The organism is Herbiconiux oxytropis (genome assembly GCF_024979315.1).
Classification (GTDB): Bacteria; Actinomycetota; Actinomycetes; order Actinomycetales; family Microbacteriaceae; genus Herbiconiux; species Herbiconiux oxytropis.
Genome location: NZ_JANLCK010000012.1, coordinates 22,998 through 40,746, shown reverse-complemented (window position 1 = coordinate 40,746; position 17,749 = coordinate 22,998). Strand labels below are relative to the sequence as shown.

The 17,749-nt window shown below is 70.5% G+C and carries 11 protein-coding genes; 9 read left to right on the top strand and 2 right to left on the bottom strand.

Features of this window, described 5'->3' with window-relative positions:
• Window positions 1-22: 22 nt before the first annotated feature.
• The gene (locus tag N1028_RS16945; RefSeq protein ID WP_259530583.1) at window positions 23-1,330 is read right to left on the bottom strand and encodes a ThiF family adenylyltransferase; all 1,308 of its coding nucleotides are present in this window, start codon (window positions 1,328-1,330) and stop codon (window positions 23-25) included.
• 87 nt (window positions 1,331-1,417) lie between these two features.
• On the opposite strand from N1028_RS16945, the gene N1028_RS16940 reads away from it, so the two are divergent.
• Window positions 1,418-5,179 carry an AAA family ATPase gene (locus tag N1028_RS16940; RefSeq protein WP_259530582.1) on the top strand — a complete coding sequence of 1,254 codons (3,762 nt, stop codon included), beginning with the start codon at window positions 1,418-1,420 and terminating at the stop codon, window positions 5,177-5,179.
• A gap of 154 nt (window positions 5,180-5,333) precedes the next feature.
• Here the strand turns inward: N1028_RS16940 and gnd are convergent, their stop codons facing one another.
• On the bottom strand, window positions 5,334-6,791 hold the full coding sequence (gene gnd / locus N1028_RS16935; protein ID WP_259530581.1) for an NADP-dependent phosphogluconate dehydrogenase: 1,458 nt from the start codon (window positions 6,789-6,791) through the stop codon (window positions 5,334-5,336).
• Window positions 6,792-7,027: 236 nt separating this feature from the next.
• Here gnd and N1028_RS16930 point away from each other — a divergent pair, with 236 nt between their 5' ends.
• The 8 genes from N1028_RS16930 to N1028_RS16895 all read left to right on the top strand — a co-directional run bounded on the left by N1028_RS16930 (window position 7,028) and on the right by N1028_RS16895 (window position 17,702).
• Complete coding sequence (locus N1028_RS16930; RefSeq protein ID WP_259530580.1) at window positions 7,028-7,639, top strand: 50S ribosomal protein L25/general stress protein Ctc; 612 nt, start codon at window positions 7,028-7,030, stop codon at window positions 7,637-7,639.
• 47 nt (window positions 7,640-7,686) lie between these two features.
• Window positions 7,687-8,274 carry an aminoacyl-tRNA hydrolase gene (pth, locus tag N1028_RS16925; RefSeq protein WP_259530579.1) on the top strand — a complete coding sequence of 196 codons (588 nt, stop codon included), beginning with the start codon at window positions 7,687-7,689 and terminating at the stop codon, window positions 8,272-8,274.
• Window positions 8,275-8,309: 35 nt separating this feature from the next.
• Window positions 8,310-11,939, top strand: coding sequence for a transcription-repair coupling factor (gene mfd, locus N1028_RS16920; RefSeq protein WP_259530577.1), 3,630 nt, complete (start codon window positions 8,310-8,312; stop codon window positions 11,937-11,939).
• A gap of 83 nt (window positions 11,940-12,022) precedes the next feature.
• Window positions 12,023-13,858 (top strand): cell wall-binding repeat-containing protein, encoded by a 1,836-nt coding sequence (locus tag N1028_RS16915; RefSeq protein ID WP_259530576.1) that lies wholly within the window; start codon window positions 12,023-12,025, stop codon window positions 13,856-13,858.
• Between the two features lie 33 nt (window positions 13,859-13,891).
• Window positions 13,892-14,551: a nucleoside triphosphate pyrophosphohydrolase gene (locus tag N1028_RS16910; RefSeq protein ID WP_259530575.1), complete on the top strand. Its 660-nt coding sequence runs from the start codon at window positions 13,892-13,894 to the stop codon at window positions 14,549-14,551.
• A gap of 117 nt (window positions 14,552-14,668) precedes the next feature.
• Window positions 14,669-15,940 carry a histidine--tRNA ligase gene (hisS, locus tag N1028_RS16905; protein ID WP_259530574.1) on the top strand — a complete coding sequence of 424 codons (1,272 nt, stop codon included), beginning with the start codon at window positions 14,669-14,671 and terminating at the stop codon, window positions 15,938-15,940.
• Window positions 15,941-15,975: 35 nt separating this feature from the next.
• On the top strand, window positions 15,976-16,473 hold the full coding sequence (locus tag N1028_RS16900) for a MarR family winged helix-turn-helix transcriptional regulator (RefSeq protein ID WP_259530572.1): 498 nt from the start codon (window positions 15,976-15,978) through the stop codon (window positions 16,471-16,473).
• Window positions 16,473-17,702, top strand: a complete 1,230-nt coding sequence (locus N1028_RS16895; protein ID WP_259530571.1) for an MFS transporter — start codon at window positions 16,473-16,475, stop codon at window positions 17,700-17,702. Before N1028_RS16900 ends, N1028_RS16895 begins: the two co-directional genes overlap by 1 nt.
• Window positions 17,703-17,749 lie beyond the last annotated feature (47 nt).

The following is a 17,749-nucleotide window of genomic DNA, read 5'->3' as shown; positions in this document are numbered from 1 at the left end:
CCCTGACACAGCCGGCTAAGCGCTAGTAGCGCGTCACCGACGGATCGACCTCCGTCGACCACGCGTCGATCCCGCCGCGCACGAACACCACGTCCTCCCACCCCTTCGAGCGCAGCACCTCGGCCGCGTGCCGCGAGCGCCCGTCGTGGTGGCAGTGCACGATCACGCGCTCCTGCGGCGGCAGGATCTCCCGCGCCGCATCGGTGAAGAGCTGCCCGAGCGGCACGAGCTCCGCCCCCTCGATCGACGCGACCTCGTATTCGTACGTCTCGCGCACGTCGACGAGCACGAAGTCGGCCTCGTCCCGCGAACGCGCCTCGAGCAGCTCCTTGAGCTCCTGCACCGAGATCGACTCAGGAGCAGCGGGCGCAGCAGGAGCAGCAGCAGGAGCAGCCGCCGAGCCCCCCGAGGCCAGCGCATCGCCCGAACCCGCCGCCCCCTGCCGCTCGAACAGCCGAGTCGCCGGGCTCACTCCCGCAGCCCCTTGGTTCGCGTAGCTGTACGGCTCCCCGATGTTCGACGCCCCCCGCGCAGCCGACGACCGCCCGGGCCGCCGCTCGACGTGCGAGAACGGCACCTCGCTCCAGGTCGCGTCGAGCGCGTCGAGCACGAGCAGCCGCCCGAGCAGCGGCGTCCCGAACCCCACGAGCAGCTTGAGCACCTCGCCCGCCATGAGCGACCCGACGGCCCCGCACGCCGGCCCGACGACCCCGGCCACAGCGCACGACTCCGCATCCGCGTCGGCCGCTGCAGTGGGGAACAGGTCCGACATGGTGCGCGCCAGCTCCCCGGGCGCCGTCGCCCAGAACACCGTGACCTGCCCGTCGAACCGCAGCACCGACCCCCACACGATGGGCTTGCCCACGAGCGCGCAGGCCGCGTCGACGATGTGCCCCACCTCGAAGGTGTCGGTGCCGTCGACGACCACGTCGTACTCCGAGACGAGCTCGAGCACGTTCGACGGCGTGATCTCCACGTCGTGCTCGACGACCTCCACGAGCGGGTTGAGCGCACGCAGGGCCGCGGCCGCCGAGGCCACCTTGCGCACCCCGCTCCGCGCCGAGGTGAGCGGATGCACCACCTGACGGTGCAGGTTCGACACCTCCACGACATCGTGGTCCACGATCCCGATCACGCCCACCCCGGCCCCGGCGAGGTACTGCAGCACGGGCGAGCCGAGGCCGCCGGCACCCAGCACGAGCACACGCGACTCCTTGAGCCGCCGCTGCCCCTCGACGCCGATCTGCGGCAGGGAGATCTGGCGGGCGTAGCGCACGAGCTCCTCGCGGGTGAGTTCGGGACCGGGCGACACGAGGGCGGGCAGGCTCATCGTTCCAGCGTACTTCGCCCGGCATACCGGTACCGTTGTCCCAACGCGAAGACGACGTGGACACGACGTGCAGACGGAAGGCGGCCCGTGCACCTGAAGAGCTTGACCCTGAAGGGATTCAAGAGCTTCGCCAACCCCACCACCTTCGCCTTCGAGACCGGGGTCACGTGCGTGGTCGGCCCCAACGGATCCGGCAAGTCGAACGTGGTCGACGCCCTCGCCTGGGTGATGGGGGAGCAGGGCGCCAAGACCCTCCGCGGCGGCAAGATGGAGGACGTCATCTTCGCCGGCACCTCCACCAAAGGCCCGCTCGGCCGCGCCGAGGTCACCCTCACGATCGACAATGCCGATGGCGCGCTGCCGATCGAGTACTCCGAGGTCACGATCCGCCGCACGCTCTTCCGCAACGGCGGCAGCGAGTACGCCATCAACGGCGACAGCTGCCGGCTGCTCGACGTGCAGGAGCTCCTCAGCGACTCAGGGCTCGGCCGCGAGATGCACGTGATCGTGGGCCAGGGGCAGCTCGATGCCGTGCTGCACGCCACCCCTGAAGGCCGCCGCGGCTTCATCGAGGAGGCCGCCGGCATCCTGAAGCACCGCCGCCGCAAGGAGAAGACCCAGCGCAAGCTCGAGGCCATGCAGGCGAACCTCACGCGGCTGAGCGACCTCGCGGGCGAGATCCGCCGCCAGCTGAAGCCCCTCGGGCGCCAGGCCGAGATCGCCAAGGAGGCGCAGTCGATCGCCGCCATCGTGCGCGATGCGAAGGCCCGCCTGCTGGCCGACGAGGTCGTCGAGCTCCGCACCGCCCTCGACGCCGCCGCCCGCAGCGAGAGCGAGCGGCACACCGAGCGGCTCGTGCTGCAGGAGCGGCTCGAGCAGAACCAGCTCAGGGTCGGCCGCATCGAGCAGGCGCAGGTGGGGGACGCCGTGGACCTCGCCCGCCGCACGAGCTTCGGCCTCGAGTCGGTGCAGGAGCGGCTGCGGAACCTCTACAACCTCGCCCACCAGCGGCTCGCGCTGCTCGGCAGCGAAGAGGGGGTTCCGGATGCGGGGCCGAGCGTGACACCCACCATGGTCGCCGACTCGCGCGAGGAGGTGAAGCGGCTCCTCGCCGAGGTCACCGGCGCCCAGGCCGCCTGGGAGGCCGCGCAGCAGGGCACGCTCAGGGCGCGTGGGTCGCTCGACGCCCTCGACGAGCAGATCGCCTATCAGTCGTCGCTCGTGTCGAAGCACGACCTCGAGCTCTCGAAGCTCACGGGTCAGCTCGAGTCGGCCAACACCCGGCTCGCGACCGTGCGCGGCGAGGTGCTCAGGCAGCAGAACGCCCTCGACGCCGCGGCCGCCCGTCGGGAGAGCGCCGAGCAGGAGCACGCGCTCGCCGAGGCGGAGTCGGCCGGCAACGAGGTCGACGCCACCGACCTCGACGAGGGCTACGAGTTCGCCCAGGCCCAGGTGTTCGAGGCCGAGGCGGAGATCGAGCGGCTCCGCGACGAGCTGCACGCCCACGAGCGCGAGCGGGATGCGCTGGCCGCCCGCACGAGCGCCCTCACCATGGCGCTCGATCAGAAGGACGGCTCGGCCGAGCTCGTCGCCGCCCGCCTCGAGGGGGTGCGGGGGCTCGTCGCCGACCACGTGCGAGTCGACCCTGGCTACGAGGCGGCTGTGGCCGCTGCTCTCGGGAGCCTCGCCGACGCTGTCCTCGCCGACGACCTGGCCTCCGCCGTGGCGGCGGCCTCCGCGGCGGCGACCGGAGACATGGGCCGCGTCGAGCTCGTGATCGCGGCGCCCGCCGGGTCGAGTGGGTCCGGTGCGTCTGCCTCCACCGCCGGGGTCGCCTTCGCCGGAGTCGACGGCCTCGTCGCCGCCTCCACCGTCGTCTCCGGCCCCGTGGGTCTCCTCGGCCTGCTCGACGCCGTCGCGATCGCCGACGACCTCGATGCCGCGCGCCGGGCGTGGGACTCGCTCGACGCCGACGCCGCCGCATCCGCGACCCTGACGATCGTCACGAGGGCGGGGGAGGTGCTCACCCGCTACGTGCTGCGTGGCGGGTCGGGGGCCACGCGCTCCCGGATCGAGCTCGTGGCCGAGCGCGACACCGCCGCCGTGGCGCTCGAGGAGCGCACGACCGCCATCTCGAGCGCCCGTTTCGCGCTCGCCGAGCAGCGCGGCATCGTGCAGGTCGCGAAGGAGCAGTCGCAGGCCGCGCTCTCGGCCCTCCGCGAGTTCGATGCCAAGCTCGCGGCGCGCACCGAGCGGCTCAGCCGGTTGAAGGCTCAGGTCGAGGCGGGGTCGGGGGAGCTCGACCGCCTGCAGAAGGCTGCGCAGCTCGCTCAGGATGCCGTGCAGCAGGCCGAGCAGGCCGCCGAGAGGGCGCGTGCCGAGCTCGAGGCCGTGCGCGAGCGGCCGCGGCCGATCCTCGACGTCTCCTCGCGCGACGGGCTCCTCGCCGAGCTCGAGGCGGCGCGCGACCGCGAGGTCGAGACGCGCCTCGGCGTCGAGACGGCCCGGGAGCGGGTGCGTGCGGAGCAGGCCCGCACGGCGTCGCTCGAGAAGCAGCTCGAGGCCGATCGGGCGGCGGCCGAGGCGGCCGCCCGCCGAGCCGTCATCCGGCGCCGGCAGATCGCCGCCGCGACCGAGGTCACCGAGGCGCTGCCGCCCGTGCTCGAGTCGGTCGACCGTTCGGTGGCCGAGGCCAAGCTCCAGCTCGCGCAGCGCGAGGCCGAGCGCGCCGAGCAGAACGAGGAGCTCGTGGCGCTGCGCCGTGACGAGGCGTCGCTGCGGGAACGCCTGCAGGCGATCACCGAGAACGTGCACGGCCTCGAGCTGCAGATCTACGAGAAGAAGCTGCACCTCTCGAGCCTGCTCGAGCGCGCCGCCTCCGAGCTCGGTCTCGTGGAGGACGTGCTCGTGGCGGAGTACGGCCCCGACCAGCTCATTCCGGACGACGACGCCGTTCCCGTGATCGACACGAGCGCGGAGGCCGTGGAGGCTGCGACCGCCGAGCTCGCGTCGGCCCTCGCCGATCCCCGCGGCGGCGACTCCGACCCCGTCGATGACCCTCGTGGCGCCGAGAACGCCCCACTTGACACAAGAAGTGCCAAGTCGGCGGTCTTGGGCGCAACTACTGTCAAGTCGGGGCAGTGGGGTGAGGATTCCGAGGGCTCCACCCCCGAACCCCCCACGGGCCGCCCCTTCGTGCGGGCCGAGCAGAAGCAGCGCCTCGCGCGCGCCGAGCGCAAGCTCGCCGAGCTCGGCCGCGTGAACCCCCTCGCCCTCGAGGAGTTCGACGCCCTCGAGCAGCGCCACCGCTTCCTCACCGAACAGCTCACCGACCTCACCAACACCCGCAAAGACCTCCTCACGATCATCGAGGAGATCGATGAGCGCATGCAGACGATCTTCGAGAGCGCCTTCGCCGACACCCAGGAGGCATTCGCCACGGTCTTCCCCGTGCTCTTCCCGGGCGGTACCGGATCGATCCAGCTCACCGATCCGACGAACATGCTCACGACCGGCATCGAGGTGAGCGTGAAGCCCGCCGGCAAGAAGATCGAGCGCCTCTCGCTGCTCTCGGGCGGCGAGCGCTCGCTCGCGGCGGTCGCGCTCCTCATCGCCATCTTCAAGGCCCGCCCGAGCCCGTTCTACATCATGGACGAGGTCGAGGCAGCCCTCGACGACGCCAACCTCGGCCGTCTCCTCACGATCTTCGAGGATCTCCGCGAGACCAGCCAGCTCATCGTCATCACCCACCAGAAGCGCACCATGGAGATCGCCGACGCCCTGTACGGCGTCTCCATGCGCCAGGACGGCGTCTCGGCAGTAGTAGGCCAGCGAGTGGGGAAGAGCTAGTTGCCGGTGGCGCCGTGCTTCGCGCGGGTGGGTGTCTCCACGCAATGGGCCGTACTCGATGACCCGGAGCGTTACCGCTGCCGGAGCGCGCCGCGAAGCGACGTGATCCGACGGCGGCAACGCATGTCGCGTGCGCCGCAGAAGCGGCGGCGCACTAATGAGTACTAGGCGCCGATTCGATCTCGGTGCGGTCGCCCGACCACAGGGTGTGGAACGTGCCCTCGCGGTCGACGCGCTTGTAGGTGTGCGCGCCGAAGAAGTCGCGCTGGCCCTGCACGAGGGCGGCGGGCAGTCGCACCGACGCGAGCGAGTCGTAGTACGACAGCGCGGCTCCGAACCCGGGAACAGGCACGCCCGAGAGCGCTGCGGTCGACACGACGCGCCGCCACGCCTCCTCGCCTGAGGCGACAGCCGCAGCGAAGTACGGGTCCTCCAGCAGGGTCGCGAGCGACGGGTTGTTCTCGTACGCCTCCACGATCCGGTTGAGGAACTGGGCACGGATGATGCAGCCCGCGCGCCAGATCTTCGCCACGGCGCCCTTGTCGATCTCCCAGCCGAACTGCGCAGCCCCGGCGATGATCTCGTCGAAGCCCTGCGCGTACGCGACGACCTTCGAGGCGTAGAGGGCGGCACGGATGTCGTCGGCGAACGAGTCCACGTCGACCGAGACGACCGAGGGCCGCGCCGTGATGGTCGCCTGCACGGCGGCGCGCTGCTCCGGCTTCGACGACAGCGAGCGCGCGAAGACGGCTTCGGCGATGCCGCCGACGGGCACGCCGAGCTCGAGCGCGTTCTGCACGGTCCACGATCCGGTGCCCTTGGCCCCGGCCTGGTCGAGCACGATGTCGACGAACGGCTTGCCGGTCTCGGCATCCACCTGGCGAAGCACTTCGGCGGTGATCTCGATCAGGTACGACTCGAGGTCGCCGGAGTTCCAGGTCTCGAACACCGAGGCGATCTCGGCCGGCGCGCGGCCGGTCACCGTGCGCAGCAGGTCGTAGGCCTCGGCGATGAGCTGCATGTCGGCGTACTCGATGCCGTTGTGCACCATCTTCACGAAGTGCCCGGCGCCGTCGGTGCCGATGTGGGTCACACACGGCTCGCCCTCGGCGACCGCGGCGATGGAGGCCAGGATCGGCCCCAGCGTCTTGTAGGCCTCAGCGGTGCCGCCGGGCATGATCGATGGGCCGTTCAGCGCGCCCTCCTCGCCGCCGGAGATGCCGGTGCCCACGAAGTGGATGCCCGAGGCCGAGACGTCCTTCTCGCGGCGGATGGTGTCGTGGAAGTTGGCGTTGCCGCCGTCGACGATGATGTCGCCCGGCTCGAAACGCGACGCCAGCTCGGAGATGACGGCATCCGTGCCGGCCCCGGCCTGCACCATGATGATCGCGGTGCGGGGCTTCTGGAGCGACGCCACGAAGTCATCGATCGACTCGGAGGCCACGAAGCCCGCCTCGGGGTGCTCGGCGACGAGCTTGCGGGTGCGCTCGGGGGAGCGGTTGTAGACGGCGACGGTGTTCCCCGAGCGGCTGGCGAGGTTGCGGGCGAGGTTCGAGCCCATCACCGCCATCCCGACGACTCCGATGTTGGCGGTTCCCGACGCTTCTGACATGCGTGATGCTCCTTGTAGACGTGGACTCCCCAAGCGTAGTAGAGCGGATGCTCCCGCGAGCGGATGCGGTAGAGTGGGTGACTGAACTTCGGCGAGGGATGCACACGCAGTCGCGAGCATCCGTTATCGACGCGGTGGACTGGGCCTTAAACCGTCTTTCCTCTCGCTTCACGCGGTCGAGTTGAAACCACACACACGAGGCGGGCCCAGAGGCTCGCGAATCAAGGAGCAAGAACATGGCTGACGACACCAAGGTCACCGCCGAGACCCGCACCCAGTTCGGCAAGGGCTTCGCCCGCCGCGTCCGCGCCGCCGGAAAGATCCCCGCCGTGATCTACGGCCACGGCACCGAGCCCCAGCACATCACCCTGCCCGGTCACCAGACCGCGCTGATCCTGCGCAAGTCGAACCAGGTGCTCGAGCTCACCATCGACGGCGTCGAGTCGCTCGCTCTGGTGAAGGACGTGCAGAAGGACCCCGTGCTCCAGATCATCGAGCACATCGACCTCATCGTCATCCGCAAGGGTGAGAAGGTCCAGGTCGAGGTCAACGTGCACCTCGAGGGCGAGTCGGCTCCCGGCACCATGGCCACGCAGGACTCGCAGACCGTTCTGCTCGAGGTCGAGGCCATCCACATCCCCGAGAGCGTCACCGTGTCGATCGAGGGTCTCGAAGAAGGCGCCGTGGTCCGTGCCGCCGACATCGAGCTGCCCGCCGGTGCGACCCTCATCACCGATGGGGAGACCGTCATCGTCGGCGTCAGCATCCCCGAGGAGGAGCCCGCCGACGAGCCCGCCGAGGGCGAAGGCGCCGCCGAGTCGGTCAGCCCGGCTCCCGACTCCGAGTAGTCATCGCTCTCCTGCGATTCCTGCGACGGCATCCCTCTGACCCGCCCGTGAGCACCGCTGATCTCTGGCTCGTGGTCGGGCTCGGCAACCCCGGGCCCGGCTACGCCGCCAATCGCCACAACATCGGGCAGATGGTCACGGCCGAACTGGCCGAGCGGATGCGCGCAGCCTTCAGGTCGCACAAGACGAACGCGCGGGTCGCCGAGGGACGCATCGTCCCCGGTGGTCCGCGCTTCGTCGTGGCGAACCCCAACACGTACATGAACGTCTCCGGCGGCCCCGTCAACGGTCTGCTGAAGTTCTACGGGCTCACGCCGGAGCGGCTGATCGTGGTGCACGACGAGCTCGACATCCCGTTCGACACCCTGAAGCTCAAGCAGGGCGGCGGGCACGGCGGTCACAACGGCCTCCGCGACATCATCGCGGCGACCGGCAGCCCCGACTTCCTCCGCGTGCGCGCGGGCATCGGCCGCCCACCGGGCCGCATGCAGGCGGCCGACTTCGTCCTCCAGAACTTCAGCGCCGAGGAGCGCAAGACGCTCCCCAACGTCATCGTCGACGCGGCAGACGCGGTCGAACTCATCGCGACCGACGGCCTCACGGCTGCGCAGCTCAAGGTCCACACGGCCTCCTGACGGGAGTGTCGGGGGCGGGGCGTAAACTCTCACGAGTGATGCTTCAGGGCTTGATTTCCGCGCTCTCGCGCGCCTCCACGTTCGAGAAGGCCCTGGCGAACGCCGGGCGCGACAGCGACTTCTCGCTCCCCGAAGGTCTCCGGGCGCCGCTCCTGGCCGCCATGATGGAGCGGCGGATCGAGCGGGGACTGCCCGCCGCGATGCTCGTCGTCACCGCCACCGGGCGGGAGTCCGAGAAGCTCCGGGAGTCGCTCGCGAGCTTTCTGCCCGGCGGCGAGATCGTCGAGTTCCCTGCGTGGGAGACGCTGCCGCATGAGCGCCTGAGCCCGAGTGCCGAGATCGTCGGCAAGCGCATCGACGCGCTCCGCCGCCTCGTCGAGTGGCAGCGCATCACGGATGCCGGCGGCGAGCCGCCGATGCCCATGATCGTCGTGGCGTCCGTGCGCGCCGCCCTGCAGCCGCTCGCCTCGAACCTCGCCGACCTCGAGCCGATCCGCCTGGAGAAGGGCGCGCGGGGGTTCGACCTCTCGACCCTTTCGCAGCAGCTCGTCGAGCTCGCCTACTCCCGCGTCGACATGGTCACCCGCCGAGGCGAGTACGCCCTCCGCGGCGGCATCCTCGATGTCTTCCCGCCCATCGCCGAGCACCCGTACCGCGTCGACTTCTTCGGCGACGAGGTCGACGAGATCCGCGCCTTCTCCGTGGCCGACCAGCGCTCCCTGCCTGACGATGAGGGCGGTGAGGTCGGTGCGATCAGCCTCCCGCCGAGCCGTGAGCTCCTGCTCGGCGCCGCCGTGCGCCAGCGCGCCCGCGAGATGCAGCACGAGTTCCCGAGCCTCGCGCAGATGCTCGAGAAGATCGGCGCGGGCATCCCGGTGGAGGGCATGGAGTCCCTCGCTCCCGCGCTCGTCGACGAGCTCGTGACCGTGGCCCACTACCTGCCGCGCGGATGCGCCGTGGCCGTGGTCTCGCCCGAGCGCGTCGCCACCCGCGCCATCAACCTGGCCGAGACGAACCGCGAGTTCCTCTCGGCCGCCTGGGTGGCCGCCACCGCCGGCGCCGAGGCGCCCATCGACCTCGCGTCGGGAGAGTTCATCTCGCTCACCGACCTGCGCGCTGCAGCGGGTGTCGACCGCGCCTGGTGGACCTTCAGCGAGTTCCAGCAGGGCCCCGCCGAGGAGGACGTGCTGCCTGAGCACCGCGAGCTCGAGGAGCACCTCACCATCCGCGTGCGGGCCGACGCCGTGCCGAGCTTCTCGGGCAACGCCGACGGCGCGCTCGCCCACGTCGCCGAGCGTCTCGCCGACGGCTGGACCGTCGCGGTGGTGGCCAAGGGCCAGGGCCTCGTCGAGCGCGCGGCCGACGTGCTCGCCGAGCGCGGCATCCCGGCCCGTCAGGTGGAGGACTACCCGGTCGACGCCGAGCCGGGGATCGCGCACGTGCTGCGCGCCGCCGTCGAGCACGGTTTCGAGCTGGCCGAGCTCAAGCTCGCCCTGATCGGCGAGACCGAGTTCTTCGGCCGCACCGTGGGCTACGACACCCGCCAGGTCAAGAAGCTCGCGAGCCGCCGCAAGAACGTGGTCGACCCGCTGCAGCTGAAGACGGGCGACTACGTCGTGCACACCACGCACGGCATCGGCAAGTTCCTCGAGCTCACCCAGCGCGAGGTCTCCAGCGGCGGCCGCAACGCCGTCAAGACCACGCGCGAGTACCTCGTGATCGAGTACGCCCCCTCCAAGCGCGGCTACCCGGGCGACAAGCTCTACGTCCCCACCGACCAGCTCGACCTCCTCAGCCGCTACGTCGGCGGCGAGGCCCCGGCGCTCAGCAAGATGGGCGGATCGGACTGGGCCGGCGCCAAGAGCAAGGCACGGAAGGCTGTGCGCGACATCGCCGTGGAGCTCGTGAAGCTCTACTCCGCGCGGATGGCGTCGAAGGGCCACGCGTTCGGCCCCGACACCCCGTGGCAGCACGAGCTCGAGGAGGCGTTCCCGTTCCAGGAGACCCCCGACCAGCTCACCGTGATCGACGAGGTGAAGGCCGACATGGAGCGGCCGATCCCGATGGATCGCCTGCTCTCGGGCGACGTGGGCTTCGGCAAGACCGAGATCGCCATCCGGGCCGCGTTCAAGGCGGTGCAGGACGGCAAGCAGGTGGCGATGCTCGTGCCCACCACGCTGCTCGTGCGCCAGCACATGGAGACCTTCCAGGAGCGCTTCGCCGGATTCCCGGTGCACCTGAAGGCGCTGAGCCGGTTCCAGACCGACAAGGAGATCCGCGAGACGGTCGCGGGGCTCCTCGACGGCACGGTCGACGTCGTGATCGCGACCCATCGCATCCTGAGCGACAACATCGCCTTCAAAGACCTGGGGCTCCTCATCATCGACGAGGAGCAGCGCTTCGGCGTGGAGCACAAGGACCAGCTGAAGAAGCTCAAGACCAACGTCGACATCCTCGCCATGAGCGCGACGCCCATCCCGAGAACGCTCGAGATGGCGGTCACGGGCATCCGGGAGATGTCGACGCTCGCGACCCCGCCGGAGGATCGGCACCCCATCCTGACCTTCGTGGGGCCGTACTCCGACAAGCAGGTGGGGGCCGCGATCCGGCGCGAGCTGCTGCGTGAGGGGCAGGTGTTCTTCGTGCACAACCGCGTGTCGTCGATCAACCGGGTCGCCGCCCAGCTCGCCGAGCTCGTGCCCGAGGCGCGCATCGCGGTGGCGCACGGGCAGATGAGCGAGACGGCGCTCGAGCAGGTCATCGTCGACTTCTGGGAGCGCAAGTTCGACGTGCTCGTCTCGACCACCATCATCGAGACCGGCATCGACATCGCCAATGCGAACACCCTGATCGTGGATCGGGCCGACAAGTACGGCCTCTCGCAGCTGCACCAGCTGCGCGGGCGGGTGGGCCGTGGGCGCGAGCGGGCCTATGCGTACCTGCTGTTCGACGAGCACAAGCCGCTCTCGGAGACGGCGAACGACCGGCTCTCGACCCTCGCGGCCAACAACGAGCTCGGCTCGGGCATCCAGGTGGCGCTGAAGGACCTCGAGATCCGAGGTGCGGGCAACCTGCTCGGCGGCGAGCAGGCCGGGCACATCGCGGGCGTGGGCTTCGACCTCTATCTCCGGATGATCGGCGAGGCCGTCTCGACGTTCCGGGGCGACGTGGCGGAGGGCCAGACCGAGCTGCGGCTCGAGCTGCCGGTCGACGCGCACATCCCGGAGGACTACGTGGACAGCGAGCGGCTGCGCCTCGAGGCCTACCAGAAGCTCTCGGCGGCAGCGGCGCCCAATGCCTCGGACGACTCGATCGACCGCGTGATCGAGGAGCTCACCGACCGCTACGGCGAGCCGCCCGCCGAGGTCTCGAACCTGATCGCGGTGTCGCGCCTGCGCCGCCGCGCCCAGAAGTCGTCGCTCGGCGAGGTCGTCACGATGGGCTCGAACCTGCGCGTGGCGCCCGTCGACCTGCCCGACTCCATCCAGGTGCGCCTGAAGCGCCTGTACCCCACGGCCAAGTACTTCCAGGCCGCCTCCGCCCTCTCCGTCCCCATGCCCGTGGTCGACGGCGTCCCCCTGGCCGACGCCGACCTCATCGCGTGGGTGGCGGCCTTCCTCGACGCCATCGTCCCCCTCCCGACCCCCGCCCCGGCGACCACCTAGGGCGGTCGGGCGCCGCCCGCTCAGGCACTACGCTGATGCACACGTGTCGATCGGCGGCACCGGGGGCGAACTGGGGGAGACGGATGCGACGACGCATGCGCTGGAGCACGATGGCGACAGCGGCGGCGGTGCTCCTCGGGAGCCTGACCGCCGTGCCGGCGATGGCCGACGTCGATCCTGTGGTCGAGCCCTCCACCTCGATGGCTGATCCGGCGGCCCGTGTCACTCAGAACCCCACGCCGATGCTCGATTCCATCAGCGGGGCCTGGGGCTCTTTCATGGAGCCCGGCATCGGTGGGTTCGTGGTGGCCGACGACGTCGTCGAGCTACGGGTGACGCTCCCCGCCGAGCTCTCGAGCCGCTTCGGTGAGCCGTGGGAATTCGCCGTGCGCACGCGGGACAACGGACAGACGTTGTCGTCGGGTCAGGTGGATGCGAGCACCGGACGCTTCAGCGCCCCGGTGCCGCAGTCGCTGCGCGGGTTCTCCGAGGTCGAGCTCGTCGTGACCGACTACTACCAGAGCGGCACCTCCGTGCCGGTGCCGGTGACGTTCAGTGCAATCCTGCGCGTCCGGGCCGATCAGAACGCCACATCTGCGAACATCGCGCTCACGAAGGCCACCGCGAGCAGGTACGGCCGTTCCACCATGTACGGCTCGTCGCCGCAGAATGCGCGCGTCGCTCCGGGCAGCACGGTGACCATCACGTCGAAGCCGGGCACCTGGACCCGTGGTCCCGACGGAGACTGGGCGAATCCCGCTCCGATCCGCGCGGGGCTGTTCGCCCCGGGCGGATCGGCGTCGTTCGGCTTCCTCCCCGGCACCGCCTCGGCCGACGGCTCGACGGTCACCGTCCGAATTCCCCGCGCATCCCTCACGCCGTACTTCCCGAATGGCGAGACCAGTCGCCCGCTGACGATGCAGGTCGATCTCTCGCCGGCAGGATCCGGCCTCCCGAACGGCACCTTCTCGGTGCAGGCCTACCTGGAGCTCGTGCCGTCGATCCACCCGGCCGTCGACCGGGTCGAGGGGGCCGATCGCTACTCGGTGGCCGCCACCGTCGCGTACCGGGCCTTCCCCGACGGGGCGGACACGGCGTTCGTCGTGACCGGAGCGAACTACCCTGACGCCCTCTCGGCGGGGCCGGCAGCCGTGCACCGCGACGCACCCCTGCTCCTGACGAAGCGGGACTCTCTTCCCCCTGCGGCGGCCGAGGTGCTCGCGCACCTCGCCGTTCGGGACGTGTACGTGGTGGGCGGTCCGGACTCGGTCTCGGCCGAGGTCGTCGCTCAGATCGAAGCGACCGGTGCGACGGTGCATCGCATCGGAGGGGCTGACCGCTACGCCGCCTCCCGCGCTCTCGCAGCCGATGCGTTCACAGGAGTCGGTGCAGGATCCGGGCTCGTGTACATCGCAACCGGGGAGAACTTCCCCGACGCCCTCGCGGCCGGAGGTGCTGCGGGCAACGCGGGTGCGCCCGTACTGCTTGTGCGGGGATCCGCTCCTACCCTCGACGCGGAGACCGAGGCCCAGCTGCGGGATCTCGGCGTCACCCGGATCAAGATCGCAGGCGGACCGGCATCGGTCTCGACGGGAATCGAGAAGGCGCTTGCGGCGCTCGCCCCGACCATTCGCCTGGCGGGGCCCGACCGCATCAGCGCGGCCGCGGCCATCAACCTCGACGCCTACGGCAAGAGCGAACGGGCCTTCGTGGTGACGGGCTACAAGTTCCCCGACGCCTTGGCCGGGTCGGCGTGGGCGGGCAAGCTCGGCGCGCCGCTCTACGTGTCGCGCGCCGAGTGCCTCCCAGCCGTGGTGAGTGCGGCGTTCTTCCAGCAGAAGGTGAAGCAGGTCACCTTGATCGGTGGTCCGGCCTCGCTGGCGCCTGCGGTGTCCGAACTCGATCTCTGCGCAGGCTGAGCAGGCCGCGTCGGCGAGAAATACACTGCTGGCATGGCTGAGATCCCGGATGCTGCGACCGAGCTCGAGCGACTGGTGGCGGTGACCGCGCTGCTGCGGGCGCCGGGCGGGTGCCCGTGGGATGCGGAGCAGACGCACGCGAGCCTCGTGCAGTACCTCACCGAGGAGACCCACGAGCTGATCGAGGCGATCGAGTCGGGCTCGCGGGAGGAGATGATCGAGGAGCTCGGCGACGTGCTCTACCAGGTGGTCTTCCACGCTGACATCGCGGCGCACACCCCCGGCGAGGACTTCACGATCGAGGACGTCGCGGCGCACATGACCGCCAAGATGGTGGGCCGGCATCCGCATGTCTTCGCCGACCTCGACCTGGCCACGGCGGGCGACGTCGAGAACGCCTGGGACTCCTTCAAGGCGGCCGAGAAGCCCTCCCGCACGAGCGTGCTCGATGGCATCCCCCTCGGCATGCCCTCCCTCGCCCTGGCAGACAAGCTCCTCGGCAAGGCCCGCAAAGTGGGCGTGGAGGTCGCCCCCACCGCTCCCGCCCCGACCGACGAAGCCGCCCTGGGCGCCCAGCTCCTAGCCCTCGTCGCGGCAGCGAAAACCGAGGGCCTCGACGCCGAACGAGCCCTCCGCACCACCCTCCGCGCCCTCCGCACCGACATCCAGGCGGCTGAAACCCCCACAGCCTGAGACCAACCCAGCAGGCCATACCCGACGACCCAGAGTGAGCGCGCGGCCGCGTGAGCGACCGCACGCGAACATGTCGCCCGCGCCGGGCGGGGACCGGCGCGGCTATACCCTAGTTCCATGCAGGTCTCTCCACCGCGCGGCATGCGCGACTTCCTTCCCGGCGACAAGGGCAAGCGCGAGCGTGTGCTCGGGCTCATCCGGAGCGCGTACGCGGCGCACGGGTTCGACGAGATCGAGACGCCCGTGGTGGAGGACTTCGGCCGCCTGCATTCAGGGCTCGGCGGCGACAACGAGAAGCTCGCCTTCAACGTCATGAAGCGCGGGCTCGACGCCGCAGCGCTGCAGGCCGCCGCCGACGCCGACGACCCCGACGCGCTCGCCGACCTCGGGCTGCGGTTCGACCTCACGGTGCCGCTCGCTCGCTTCTACGCCACCCACCGCGCCGCGCTCCCGCAGGTGTTCCGAGCCGTGCAGATCGCTCCCGTCTGGCGGGCCGAGCGACCGCAGAAGGGCCGCTTCCGTCAGTTCGTGCAGTGCGACATCGACATCATCGGCGAGCCGGGCATCCTCGCCGAGATCGAGCTGCTCACCGCCACCCTCGCCACCCTCGACGCCCTCGGTCTCGAGCGCTGCCGCATCCGGATCAACGACCGCCGCGTGCTGTTCGGCCTGCTCGAGAGCTTCGGCTTCGACGACGCGGAGCACGACTCCGTGCTCATCACCATCGATAAGCTCGACAAGGTGGGCCCGTCCGGGGTCATCGACGAACTCACCGCGAAGGGCGCTACCGAGGGCGCCGTCGAGGCGCTCTCCGAGTGGCTGCACGCTCCCGTGAAGGCACTGCCGAGCGGCCGGGCCGAGGAGGCCCGCGCCGACATCGCGCGCATCGAAGATGCCCTGCGCGCCTCGGGCGTCGAGGGCGAGCTCGTCTTCGACCCGTTCCTCGTGCGCGGCATGGGCTACTACACGGGCACGATCTTCGAGATCGAGCACCCCGACTTCAGCTTCTCGCTCGGCGGGGGAGGGCGCTACGACGGCATGATCGGCCGTTTCCTCGGCGAGGACGTGCCGGCCTGCGGCTTCTCTATCGGCTTCGAGCGCATCATCGACCTCATCGCCGACCCGGCCGCCGACGACGCCACGAGCCTCGTGCTCGTGCACGACAAGGCCGACGACCCCGAGCGCCTGCTGCGCTTCAAGCGCGACCTCATCGCCCGCGGCCACCGCGTGCGACTCGAGCGCCGCACCAAGAACCTCGCGCCGCTGCTGCAGCGCGCTCAGGATGCCGGGTTCCACGCGTTCGCCCTGCTCAACCGCAGCGCCGACGGCGTCGACGACCTCGACATCAAGCCGTTCGAACAGCCGAACGGGCAATCCTCGCCGGAGTGACCGCTACATAGTTTACGCATGTAAACTAGATCCTCGTGAACACACAGATCAGCAGCTCTCCCGAACTCCCCGCTCTGCTCTCCGACCTCATGTCGGTCACGCACCGCCTCACCCGGATCGCCGCCGAGGCGACCCACGACCCCACCCGCCAGAGCGTCTCGCCGGCCACCTGGCGCACGCTCAGCGTGCTCAGCACCTTCGGCCCGATGCGCCTAGGCGAACTCGCCAAACAGGCCCGCGTGAGCCAGCCCGCCATGTCGAAGATCGTCGCCAACCTCAACGAAGTCGAGTGGATCCGCCGGATCGCCGACGTCGACGACGCCCGCGCCTGGCAGATCGCCCTCGCCCCCAAGGGCATCCGTGCCCTCGCCGACTGGCGCGAGAAGCTCGGCGACGCCCTAGCCCCGCTCTTCGACGACCTCGCACCCGCCGACCTCGACGTCATCACCCGTGCGCTCGACCTCCTGCACGAGTGCACCGACCAGAACGGCGCCTCAGGGTCGGTGCGCGGCGGATCGCTGATGGCCGCGTGATGAGCGGAAAGACCGGCAGCAACGGCAACAGCATCCTCCGCCAGCCCAAGGCCGTCTGGGCCGTGGCCTTCGCCTGCGTCATCGCCTTCATGGGCATCGGCCTCGTCGACCCCATCCTCCCGGCCATCGCCGACAGCCTCGAGGCCACCCAGACCCAGACGAGCCTGCTCTTCACGAGCTACCTCCTCATCACGGGTGCCGCGATGCTCTTCACCAGCTGGCTGTCGACCCGCATCGGCGCCCGCACCACCCTGCTCATCGGCCTCGCCCTCATCGTCGCCTTCGCCCTCGCGGCGGGCCTCTCGGGCACCGTCGAGGAGGTCATCGGCTTCCGCGCGGGCTGGGGCCTCGGCAACGCGCTCTTCATCTCCACGGCGCTCGCCACCATCGTGGGCGCGGCCAGCGGGGGAGCGAGCTCGGCGATCATCCTCTACGAGGCCGCCCTCGGTCTCGGCATCGCGATCGGCCCGCTGCTCGGCGGGCTCCTCGGCTCGATCAGCTGGCGCGGGCCGTTCTTCGGCACCTCCGTGCTCATGGCCGTGGGCTTCATCGCCATCGCCACCCTCATGAAGAAGCCCACCGAGAAGCCCGTGCCGAGCCCGGTCTCGGCGCCCTTCAAGGCGCTCACCCGGCCGGCGCTCGCCATCCTCGCCGTCGCCGCCCTGTTCTACAACATCGGCTTCTTCATCCTCCTGGCCTACACGCCGTTCCCGCTCGGACTCGACGAGATGGGGCTCGGCCTCACCTTCTTCGGCTGGGGGCTCGCGGTGGCGGTCACTTCGGTCTGGGCCGCGCCGCTGCTCACCAGGCGGCTGCCGCGCACGCGCGTGCTCTGGACGGTGCTGCTCCTGCTCGGCGCCGACCTCGTGGCCGCGGGCCTCCTCGTGCAGAGCACCGGCGGGCTGATCGCCTGCGTCATCGTGGGCGGCGCCCTGCTCGGCGTCATGAACACGGTGCTCACCGAGTCGGTCATGGCGGCGACGGATCTGCCGAGGCCCGTGGCCTCCTCCGCCTACTCGGCCGTGCGGTTCCTGGGCGGAGCCGCCGCTCCGCCGCTCGCCTCGGTCATCGCGGGCGCGTTCACGGCGGCGACCCCCTTCTACGTGGCGGCCGGATCCGTCGTGATCGCCTCGCTCATCATCGTCGTCGGCCACCGCGCCATCGCGCACGTCGACCACGAGGAGGAGGGCGAGCTGGTCGAGGCGGAGGCCATCACCATCGGCGAGTAGAAAAGTTGCAGTCTCTGCAGTAATTAGTTGATCGACGTCAATCAAAC

Coding starts and splice junctions, on each gene's coding strand:
- N1028_RS16945 (WP_259530583.1), bottom strand. CDS start 1,330: ATGAGCCTGCCCGCCCTCGTGTCGCCCGGTCCCGAACTCACCCGCGAG.
- N1028_RS16895 (WP_259530571.1), top strand. CDS start 16,473: ATGAGCGGAAAGACCGGCAGCAACGGCAACAGCATCCTCCGCCAGCCC.
- N1028_RS16910 (WP_259530575.1), top strand. CDS start 13,892: ATGGCTGAGATCCCGGATGCTGCGACCGAGCTCGAGCGACTGGTGGCG.
- hisS (WP_259530574.1), top strand. CDS start 14,669: ATGCAGGTCTCTCCACCGCGCGGCATGCGCGACTTCCTTCCCGGCGAC.
- gnd (WP_259530581.1), bottom strand. CDS start 6,791: ATGTCAGAAGCGTCGGGAACCGCCAACATCGGAGTCGTCGGGATGGCG.
- N1028_RS16930 (WP_259530580.1), top strand. CDS start 7,028: ATGGCTGACGACACCAAGGTCACCGCCGAGACCCGCACCCAGTTCGGC.
- N1028_RS16915 (WP_259530576.1), top strand. CDS start 12,023: ATGCGACGACGCATGCGCTGGAGCACGATGGCGACAGCGGCGGCGGTG.